We start from the raw sequence: 10,025 nt of genomic DNA, 5'->3' as shown, positions 1-10,025 counted from the left end.
CGCCGCCCGGCCGCGCCGGGGGGGCGGGGCGCGGGGGGCCCCCGCCCGCCCGCGGGCGGAGGCGGGGGCTTCCGATTTACCTCTACACGGGTGTAGAGATCGTAGGCAGCATAGATCACGTGCGTCCGGGGCGGCGGCTCCGGATCCGGCACGGGTCGGATAAACTACACCGAGTAGTTTCTGAAGGGTCGGCCGGTGGGCCGACGGATGAGGAGTGGGCCGTGGCGACCACGGGTGGAGCGGGACGGCCGGAGAAGCGCAAGGCGATCACGCAGGCCGCGACGGTGGTGTTCGGGCGCGAGGGGTACGTGCGGGCCAGCATGGACGCGATCGCGGCCGAGGCCGGAGTGTCCAAGCGCACGGTCTACAACCACTTCGCCGACAAGGAGACCCTCTTCCTGTCGGTGGCGCTGCAGAACTCGGCGGAACTGACCGAGGAGGTCCGGCGCCTGATGGCGAAGTACCTCGACCGCGTGATGGACCTGCGCCGGGACCTGGTCGACTTCGCGGTGGAGCGGGCCCGCGCGGTGCTGTCCGCCGGTGAGCACGGGGCCCTCGGCCGGGCGATCCGCGCCGAGGTCGCCAACATCCCGGCGGACGTCCTGGAGGCCTGGCTGGAAGCCGGGCCGATCGCCTCGCTGCGGGACCTCGCGGCGCACTTCGAGGCGCTCGCGGAGCGCGGACTGCTGGCCGTCGAGGACGCCGTACTGGCCGCGGAGCAGTACACGCTGCTGACCTTCCACGGCATCGCCGAGCGCTCGTTCTGGGGCGCCGTCCCGGTGGCGGACGAGGAGGTCGAGCGGATCGCGGCGGTCGGCGTCGACGCCTTCCTGCGGATCTACGGCGGGCCGGCGGCCCGGGCCTGAGCCCCCGCCCGGGTCCCGCCCGGGGCGTCGGCCGGGCCCGGGCCGGGGGCGGGGCCGGCCGTGTGCCGCCCCCGCCCCGGGCCCGCGTGGATCACTTCCAGTTGACGCCCTTGCCGAGGGTGTACGGGTCGCCCCAGTACTCGGCGCCCGCGACCTTCGAGGCCTCCGGGGACATCGCCACCGCGCAGGAGGTGGACGACTGGCCGTTGGTGAAGCCCTTGGGCAGCGAGTCGCTCTTGCACTTGGGGAAGGCGCCGATGATCAGCAGGTCCTGCGCCTCGGTGCCGTCCGCCAGCAGGCCCTTCATGTGGTTGACGCTGGTGAAGGACAGGTCGGTGCTGCCGGCGTTCGTGATCTTGTAGTGGATGTAGTACGGCACCAGGCCCTTGGCCTTGTCGCCCAGGTTGAGCGAGGTGAGGTCGGCCGGGTCGCCCTTCTCGATCGAGGTGACCGCGAGCGCGATGGTGCCCTTGGTGCTGCCCGAGCTGAACGGCATCGTGACGGCGTCGCCGACCTTGACCGTGGTTCCGGGCGCCGCGGTGGCGCCGGCCGGTGCGGGGGCGGCGGCCGTACCGGACGCCGCGCCGCCCGCCGGGGCGGAGGTCGGGGCGGCCGGGGTGATGGCCCCACCGCTCGGCGACGGCGCGTCGGTGGCGGCCGCGGACGGGGCGGCCGGCGGTGTCGTCGCCGCGGTGTCCGAGGCCCCCGCGTCGTCGTTGCAGGCGGTCATGGTGAGCGTGCCGACCGCGGCCAGTGCGGCCAGGGCCAGCACACGGCGATTGCTGCGGATGGGCTTCATGTGACGTCCCCCGTCATCGCGGGCCGCCGTCGGGCGGCCCTCCTGATGGACGTTCATAGCGCAGTCCACTGACAGGTGCCATGACTTCGGCCAGGCTTTGACCGGTCCGTGACGACTCCCTCGCGGGTCCGTGACAAGGGATATCGAGTCGTGATCAGGGAAGCGGGGTCGGTGCCGCCCCAGGCCCGACCGGATCCGTGCGATCCTGATCGCCATGGTTGCGAAAATGGTCGATCAGGCCCGCCGTCTGGTGGCCGAGCGTTACCCGGACGCGCTCGCCGCACTGCTGGCCGGCTCCGCCGCGACCGGGAACCCCACCGCCACCAGCGACCTCGACCTCGCGGTCCTGGTCGCCGACGGCGGCGGGACCCACCGGGAGACCGTCCGCTTCGAGGGCCGCATCGTCGAACTCTTCGTCCACACCGGGACCGGCCTCGCCGAGCTGTTCGCCGTCGACGCCGCCTCCCGCCGGGCGGTCCTCCAGAACATGTACGCCACCGGCCTCCTGCTGACCGACCCGGACGGCCACGGCGCCCGCGCCCGCGAACGGGCCCGGGCCGACCTGCGCCAGGGCCCGCCCGCACTGGCCCCGGACACCGTGGAGACCCGTCGCTACGGCCTGACCGACCTGCTGGACGACCTGGCGGACGCCGACGACGACGCGGAACGCCTGGCGATCGCCGCAGAGGTGCTGACCGCCGCCGCCGACCTGCTCTGCGATCACCGGCGGGCCTGGACCGGCGCCGGCAAGTGGCTGCCGCGCCGCCTCCGGGAAGCCGACCCGGTCCTCGGCCCGGCCCTGGTCGACGGCCACCTGCGGCTGTGCCGGGACGGCGACCCGGACCCGCTGGCAGGGGCGGCCCGGCACGTCCTCGACCTGGTCGGCGGTCCGCTCTCCGAGGGCTACCGCCGCACCTGGCACGGCACCATCGAACGCACCGTCTGACCGGGCGCCCTGTCCGAACCTGCGCACCGCCTGAACCTGCGCACCGCCTGACCGTGCGCACCGCCTGACCGTGCGCACCGCCCGGGCGTTCAGGAGGCGCTGAGCACCAGCTCGTTGTACGTCGCGACGGTGGTGAACCCGAGCCGCTCGTAGAGCCGGATCGCCGGGGCGTTGTCGGTGCGGACGTTGAGGCCCAGGTGGTCGGTGGTCGCGGCCAGGTGCCGGCACAGGGCGGTGACGCAGGCCCGGGCGAGGCCGCGGCCGCGGGCGTCGGGGTGGGTGGTCACGTTGCCGAGGACCGCGACCCGCTGGGCTGGGGAGTGGACGTGCACCCCGGCGACGGCCAGCAGCCGGCCGTCCTCGCGGACGCCGGTGTACCCGCCGCCGGTCAGCATCCGGGGGTCGAACCAGGCCTCCGGGTACGACGCGGCCAGCAGGGCGCGCGTGTCGGCGAGGTCGTCCGGGGTCAACAGCTGTGCCTCGTGGGGGACTTCGGCGGGAAGGTCGTGGGTGAGCAGCATCCGGAGCAGCGGTGTCCGGCGCTCGACCGCGTAGTGGGGTGCGAGGGCCCGCTCGGCGCCGTCCGGCAGTCCGGCCAGGAAGCGGCGCGGCAGGAACGGCAGCAGGTCGCCCAGTAGGGCCTCCAGCGGGGGGACGGCGGCGGGCCGGGCGAAGGCGAGCAGGACGGGGGTGTCGCCGCCGCTGTACAGCAGGGCGACCGGGCCGTGCTCGGCGGAGGCGGTGTACCAGGCGGTGTTGGACCAGGTGGTGTCGTCCAGGTCGCCGAGCTCGAACAGGTGCAGCGCCGGATCGGTGCGGAACCGGGCGGCGAGCGCGGCGCGGTCGTGCAGGCTGATGAGGGGCACGCGGTCGAGGATAGGCCCGGACCGACCGGACCCCGGTGGGGTCGGAGCATCCGGCGCTGCGCGGGGTCAGCGGTGTTGCCGCCGGCCATCGAGGTTCCGCGCAGCCGGTGGGGAGAAGGCCGGGTAGTCGGGGCGGAGTGGCCGAGAGCCGGGTCAGACCTGGCCGAAGGTCTGGACGCAGCGGCCCCGGGCGCCGTGCTGGCGGGGCGCGCTGCCGACACCGAGGTGGTTGAAGCGGGGGTCGAGTATGGCGTCCCGGTGGCGGGGACTGTTCATCCAGAACCGCATGGCCTCCGGCACGTTGTCCGCCTCGGCCACGTTCTCGGAGGAGAAGCGGAAGGCGAAGCCGGCGGCGCGTACCCGGTGCCAGGGTGTGCTGCCGTCGGTGCCGCTGTCCCGGACGAGGTCGTGCGCGGTCAAGTCCTCGGCATGGCGTTGGGCGGCTGCGTTCAGCCTGTCGTCGAGCCGCAGGGGTCGCACTCCCGAGCGGGCGCGCTCGGTGTTGACGGCGGCCAGCATCTCGGCGTGGACGTCGATGTCGGAGGGCTGCGGACGGACTGCCGACCGCCACCGGCCGACGCGGGTCCTGCCTGCCGGGACGAGTTGCCACCGCTGGGCGGAATCGGCGTGGTCCCGCTGGGCCAGGGTGAGCGGGGACCCGGGGGCGGCCGCGGTGAGGAAGAGGTCGGCCTCGGTGGTGCGCGCGGTTCGGATCCGCAGCCAGTCGTCACCGACGACCTCCAGGCACCAGCGCTGACCGGGGCGCCCGTCCAGATCGGCCAGCGAAGTCCGGCGGGTGGCACGGTCGTAGTGCAGGACCTTGGCCTGGCCGGGGGCGTACTTCCCCCGGGTCAGCTGCGTCTCCAGCACCCAGTCACCGTCCACGGCCCAGAAGACCCAGCCCTGGGTGGTGGTGCCGTCGGGCTCCCGGGAGTGGACCGGTGCGCCCCGGTCGTCGTGTCCGGGGCACAGGTCGACGACCGTTCCGTTCGCCGACCGGACCGTCCACACCTGGCCGTTCCGTACGAGCGTGGGCATGTGTCGCACCTCTCGTCCGTGCTGCGCCCCGGGCCGTGACCGTGTCGGTCGCGGCGGCCCGGGGCCTGACGAGGGAGAGATTTCCGGAGTGCGGCAGACGGCCGCTCAACGCGCCTGGCCGGAGCCTGCGTTGATGCCGCGTCTACCGGGTGAGCAGCGCTCTGACCTGCGCGGCCTCCTCCTCCAGGCCCAGCCGCTCGTACACCTCCAGGGAGTCCGTCAGACAGGCCCGGGCCTGGCGCGGGCGGCCGAGTCCGGTGAGCGCGGTGCCGAGGGTGTGCAGCAGGGCGGCCTCCAGGTTGGCGCTGGTGCGGCGGGCGAGGGGGAGCGCGGTCTCGGCGGCGTCGACGGCCAGCAGCCAGCGGTCGGCCTCGGCGTGGATGCGGGCGGCGAGGTCGCCGGCCGCGGCGGCGAACACGGTGACCTGGAGGGCGGTGAACTCCTCGCGGGCGCCGACGGCGTGGTCGAGCGCGGCCTCCGGGTCGTCGCAGAGCCGCAGGACCCGGGCGAGGTAGTAGCGGCCGATGGCGGCGGAGACCGGGCCGGAGGCGCTCATCAGCCGGGCGCAGCGTTCGGCGGCGTCCCGGGCCTCGGCGAGGCGTCCGGTCCGGGCGGCGCTGAACGCGAACTCGCCGAGCGCGCTGCCCTCGGCGCGTTCGGCGCCCAGGCGGTGGAACAGCTCGGCGGCGCGCCCGGCGTGTTCCGCGGCCTCGGCGTAGCGGCCGTGGGTGCGGGCGTTGCTGCCGAGGGTGATGAGGGCCTTGGCGAGCACCCGTTCGGTCCGTTCGTCCCGTTCCGACAGCTCGACGGCCCGGCGGATCTCCTCCTCGGACTCGGCGTAGCGGTTGATGTGCCAGAGCATGCTGCCGCGCAGGTAGCGGGCGAGGGCGAGCGGGCCGTGCTCGCCGCGGGCGGCGGCCTGCTCGGCGATGTGCCCGGCGAGGTCGACGATGACGCCGGTCTGGGTGCGTTCGGGGAGCACGGCGCCCATCCGGTCGGCGAGTTCGGCGGCGCGGTCGAGCGGGAGGGCGGGGTCGGCGCAGCCGAGCGCGATGACGGCGGCGTGCACCTCGGCCTGGTCGCGCATCCAGCGCACGGCGTCCGCGCCGTCGGCGACGGGGTGGCCGGGGGAGGCCACGGCTGCGCCGAGCAGGCTGAGTTCGGCCGGTTCGGCCTTGCGGGCGGCGCGGTCGGCGTTGCGGGCGGTGGCGAGGCAGAAGTCGAGCAGCCGGTCGGTGGCGGCGGTGCGGTCGGCGGCGCTCTCCTCGGTGGCGAGCCGGCCGCGGGCGTAGGCGCGGACGAGGTCGTGGAAGCCGTAGCGGCCGAAGCGGGGGGAGTGCAGCAGGTTGAGGTCGACGAGTCCTTCGAGGAGCCGGTCGGTCCGGTCGGCGCTCCGGCCGATCAGGGCGGCGGCGCAGGGCAGCGGCAGGTCGGGGGCGTCGGACAGGGACAGCAGGCGGAAGGCGCGGGCGAGTTCCGGGTCCAGGCGCTGGTAGGAGAGCGCGAAGGTGGCCTCCACGGTCCTTTCGCCGTCGCTGAGTTCGGCCAGCCGGTGCTGGTGGCGCAGCCCCTCGGCGAGCGCCGCGAGGGTGAGCGCGGGGTCGGCGGCGAGCCGGGAGGCGGCGATGCGCACGGCCAGCGGCAGCAGTCCGCAGGCCCGGACGACCTCCTCGGCGGTCCCGGCTTCGGCGGCGACGCGGTCGGCGCCGACGATGCGGGCGAGCAGTTCCAGGGCCTGCTCGGGCGAGAGGGTGTCCAGGCGCAGTTGGTGGGCCCCGGCCAGGCCGGCCAGCCGGTGGCGGCTGGTGACGAGGACGGCGCAGCCGGCCGAGCCGGGCAGCAGCGGTTCGACGTGCCCGGAGTCGGCGGCGTTGTCGAGGACCACCAGGACGCGTCGTCCGGCCAGGGCGGAGCGGTAGAGCGCGCTGCGTTCGCGGGTGTCCGGCGGGATGTCGGCGGGGTCGACGCCGAGGGCGCGCAGGAAGCCGGCGAGGACGGCGCCGGGACCGGGCGGGGTGCGGTCGGCGCCGCGCAGGTCGGCGAAGAGCTGCCCGTCGGGGAAGCGCGTCCGGACGTGCCGGGCGACGTGCACGGCCAGGGTGGTCTTGCCGACGCCGCCCATGCCGTCCAGGGCGGAGACCACGACGGCGCGCCCGCCGGCCCCGCAGAGCCGGTCCGCGAGGGTGTCCACCTCCTCGGCCCGGCCGGTGAAGTCGGCAAGCCCGGAGGGGAGTTGGTCGGGCGTCTGCCAGGTGTCGACGGCGGTCGCGGGGGCCGGGCGGGCCGGGAGCAGGGTGGCGTCCTCCCGCAGGATGCGCAGATGGAGACGGGCCGGACCCGGTGCGTCCGGCGGCAGCGACGGGCGGGCGTCCTCGTACACGGCGAGCGCCTCGGCCCTGCGGCCCGACTGGTACAGGGCCCGCATCAGCACGGCGGTGAGCCGGGGCCGCCCGGGGTGCTCCAGGGCGAGCGCCTCGGCCTGCGCGGTCAGGTCGGTGCGGTCGCCGAGGTCGGCGTCCAGCTCCAGCTGGGTCTCCTCGGCCGAGATCCGCTGCTCGGTGAGGCGGGCCCGGACGGCGTCGGCGTGCGGCCCCGGCAGCCCGGCAAGCGGTTCGCCGGCCCACAGCCGCTGGGCGTTCCGCAGCACCTCCCGGATCTCCTGCGGCGGCGCGTCGGCCTCCCGCAGCCGTCCGGCTTCGGCCAGCAGCGACTCCCAGGCGGCGGTGTCCACGACCGCCCGGGGCACCCGGAGCGCGTAGCCGTCGCCGACCCGGACCAGCGGCAGCCGCTCCGGATCGTCCCCGGTGTACGGCCGGAACGCGGTGCGCAGCCGGGAGACGGCGAGCTGGACGGCCTTGCGCGGATCGGTCGGCGCGGCCCCGCCCCACACCCCCTCGACCAGCACCGGGACGGCCACCGTCCGCCCGGCGGCGGCCAGCAGCACCGCGAGCACGGCCCGCTGCTGCGGCCGGCCCAGCTCCAGTTCCCGCTCCCCGTACCAGGCCCGCAACGGTCCCAGCAGGCCGAACCGCAGCCCGGCTCCCCCCGTGTCGCCCATGTCGCCCCCGAAGTCGTCGCCCACCGGGATTTCGCCACTTCCGTTCGGAAAGCGGCGCCCCATACCCCGGCGGCCTATGCTCTGCTCACAGATTGTGCACCGGAATCCGAGCTTCGAGGGGTGGGTCGTGCGGCTCGATTTCCGCGTGCTGGGGCCTTTGCGTGCGACGTGTGACGGCCGTGAGATCGAGCTCGGCCGGCCGCAGCAGCGGGCCGTGCTGGCTGCGCTGCTCCTCGCCCCCGGGCAGCTGGTGCCGACGGACCGGCTGGTCGAGGGCCTCTGGGGGGAGGACGAGACCCGCTGGCCGAAAGACCCGACGGGGCAGATCGGCACCCACGTGCACCGGCTGCGCCGCGCCCTCGGCGAGTCCGGGCTGCCGGTCGCCGCGGCGGGCGGTTATCGGCTGGCGGCGCCGCGCGAGGCGGTGGACCTGTTCCGCTACGAGGACGCGGTCACGGGGGCCGTCGCGCTGCGTCACCGGGATCCGGTCCGGGCGAGGGAGGAACTGGCGGCGGCGCTCGCGGCGTGGGAGGGCGTCCGAGCGCTGGACGGCGTGCCCGGGCCGTTCGCCGAACGGACCCGGGAACGGCTGGCGGCCGGGCGCTTCGCCGTGGTGAAGACCCTGCTGGAGCTGGACCTGGCACTCGGCCGGCACACCGCCGCGGTGGAACCGCTGGCCGCACTGGCGGCCGCGCACCCGCAGGACGAGGAGGTGCACCGGCTGCACCTGCTGGCGCTGCACCGTTGCGGCCGTACGGCGGAGGCGCTGGCGGCGTACGGGGCGCTGCGGGAGCGGCTGGACCGGGAGCTGGGGCTCGAACCGGCGCCCGCCGTGGCCGAACTGGCCGACCGGATCCGGCGCGGGGACGCCCCGCTGCCGCGGCGGCTGCCGAGGCCCGGCCAGCTGCCACCGGACATCCCCGACCTGGTGGGCCGGGCCGGGCTGGTGCGCCGGGCGGAGCGGACACTGCGGGCGACCGGCGACGGTTCGCCGGTCGTGGGGCTCTCGGGTCCGGCGGGCAGCGGCGCGTCGGCGCTGGCGGTGCACGTGGCGCACGTCGTCCAGGACGCCTTCCCCGACGGCCAGCTGTACGCGGGCGGTGGTGCGGCGGACGTGGTGCTCGCCGGGTTCCTGCGTGCGTTCGGCGAGCGGCCGGCGGCGGGGGCCGGTGTCGAGGAGCTCGGGGCGCGCTACCGGGAGCTGCTCACCGGGCGGCGCGTCCTGGTGCTGCTGGACGGGGTGGCCGACCCGCGGCCGCTCCTGCCGGAGCGGGCGGGCTGCGCGGCCGTGGTGGCGGGTGCGGAACCGGGCACGCTGCCCGAGGACGCCGCACGGCTCACGGTGGGACCGTTGGAGCCGCGCGACGCCCACGAGCTGCTGGCCCGGATCGTGGGCGCGGACAGGATCCGGCAGGAGCCGGACGCGGCGGCCGAGGTGGCCGCCCTCTGCGGCCACCTGCCGGTGCTGCTGCGGACGGCGGCGGACCGGCTCGCGGCCCGGCCGCGCTGGTCGGTGGACGACCTGGTCAGGTGGCTCACCGAGCGGGGGTGAGGGTCTTCGGATCCTCTAGTAGGGGTCGGAGCTGTTGAGCGTGTTCCATCCCGAGTCGCCGCTCTCGGTGCCGCCCGAGAAGTTGACGGCGAGCCCGCCGAGGCCCCAGACCACGAGGGAGGCCCGCTGGTAGATGTCGCTCTTGAAGGTGTTGCTGGCCCAGCAGATACGGTTACCGGCCCCGTAGACGACGAAGTTCCCGTCGTCCTGCATGATCGCCTTCTGGCCGCAGCCCCAGGTCTTCGGTGCGGCCCACTTCGGGTAGGCCGGCGCGCCCTCGGGGGTGCGGTAGACGACGAGGTTGCCGTCGAGCTGGAAGGCCAGCCGCGTGTAGCCGGTGTCGATGGTGTAGCCGGGGTAGAGCACCCCGGGCTCGGGCATGCTGGCCCTGGGTAGGGTCTCCGGGTCGGCCGCGTGCGCGGTCCCCGCGGAGATCATCGTCCCGGCCAGTGCCAGCGTGACGGCCGCCGCCCCGACGGCCGTGTTCTTCGCCGCCTTCATCACCTTCATGTCCCCGTGCTGCCTCTCTCCTACGTCGGCGCCCGCTGTCGTGTCGGGCGCCCTCTGGTGGTTCCGATCATGGACAACGGCGATAGACGTTCGATGAACGTCCTGTTGAGGCGGGAGCGGTTTGGCCTGGGCGCGGATGAGGAGTACTGTTCTCTAGTCGCTCGGCAGGGAGCACCGGACACGCGTCAGCGCGGACGGTCCCGGGGCGGCCAATCCTCTGAAACACCACTTCCCAGGTTCGGGCTGGGTCACGTTCGCGTGTTCGCGTCATGACTCGGTTCTTGCTTTGGTGTGTTCGTTTTATCGGATTGCGGCGGATTCGCTTTTCGGAGTACGGATCGGCTAGAGTTTGAAACGTCGGACAGGGCGTCAAGCCCCGGAAGACACCGG

Annotated in this window: 8 protein-coding genes; 3 read left to right on the top strand and 5 right to left on the bottom strand. The window is 74.9% G+C overall.

Features of this window, described 5'->3' with window-relative positions; genetic code table 11:
* Positions 1–221: 221 nt before the first annotated feature.
* On the top strand, positions 222–866 hold the full coding sequence (locus ACFV0O_RS22450; protein WP_380344516.1) for a TetR/AcrR family transcriptional regulator: 645 nt from the start codon (positions 222–224) through the stop codon (positions 864–866).
* Between the two features lie 91 nt (positions 867–957).
* Here ACFV0O_RS22450 and ACFV0O_RS22445 read toward each other — a convergent pair whose 3' ends face one another.
* On the bottom strand, positions 958–1,665 hold the full coding sequence (locus ACFV0O_RS22445) for a hypothetical protein (protein ID WP_380344513.1): 708 nt from the start codon (positions 1,663–1,665) through the stop codon (positions 958–960).
* A 214-nt stretch (positions 1,666–1,879) separates the two neighbouring features.
* Here ACFV0O_RS22445 and ACFV0O_RS22440 point away from each other — a divergent pair, with 214 nt between their 5' ends.
* Positions 1,880–2,611: a nucleotidyltransferase domain-containing protein gene (locus ACFV0O_RS22440; RefSeq protein WP_380344510.1), complete on the top strand. Its 732-nt coding sequence runs from the start codon at positions 1,880–1,882 to the stop codon at positions 2,609–2,611.
* An 89-nt stretch (positions 2,612–2,700) separates the two neighbouring features.
* Here the strand turns inward: ACFV0O_RS22440 and ACFV0O_RS22435 are convergent, their stop codons facing one another.
* From ACFV0O_RS22435 to ACFV0O_RS22425, 3 genes are all read right to left on the bottom strand, one after another.
* A complete protein-coding gene (locus ACFV0O_RS22435; protein ID WP_380344508.1) occupies positions 2,701–3,477 on the bottom strand; it encodes a GNAT family N-acetyltransferase in 777 nt (258 codons plus the stop codon).
* A gap of 153 nt (positions 3,478–3,630) precedes the next feature.
* On the bottom strand, positions 3,631–4,515 hold the full coding sequence (locus ACFV0O_RS22430; protein WP_380344506.1) for a CAP domain-containing protein: 885 nt from the start codon (positions 4,513–4,515) through the stop codon (positions 3,631–3,633).
* A 142-nt stretch (positions 4,516–4,657) separates the two neighbouring features.
* Complete coding sequence (locus tag ACFV0O_RS22425; protein WP_380344504.1) at positions 4,658–7,597, bottom strand: BTAD domain-containing putative transcriptional regulator; 2,940 nt, start codon at positions 7,595–7,597, stop codon at positions 4,658–4,660.
* A 103-nt stretch (positions 7,598–7,700) separates the two neighbouring features.
* On the opposite strand from ACFV0O_RS22425, the gene ACFV0O_RS22420 reads away from it, so the two are divergent.
* Positions 7,701–9,125: a BTAD domain-containing putative transcriptional regulator gene (locus ACFV0O_RS22420; protein ID WP_380344502.1), complete on the top strand. Its 1,425-nt coding sequence runs from the start codon at positions 7,701–7,703 to the stop codon at positions 9,123–9,125.
* A gap of 15 nt (positions 9,126–9,140) precedes the next feature.
* On the opposite strand, the gene ACFV0O_RS22415 is transcribed toward ACFV0O_RS22420, so the two are convergent.
* On the bottom strand, positions 9,141–9,635 hold the full coding sequence (locus ACFV0O_RS22415; RefSeq protein WP_380344500.1) for a hypothetical protein: 495 nt from the start codon (positions 9,633–9,635) through the stop codon (positions 9,141–9,143).
* Between the last annotated feature and the right edge of the window lie 390 nt (positions 9,636–10,025).

This window comes from Kitasatospora sp. NPDC059577 (assembly GCF_042735475.1).
GTDB lineage: Bacteria > Actinomycetota > Actinomycetes > Streptomycetales > Streptomycetaceae > Kitasatospora.
This window is presented reverse-complemented; position numbering and strand designations above follow the sequence as displayed.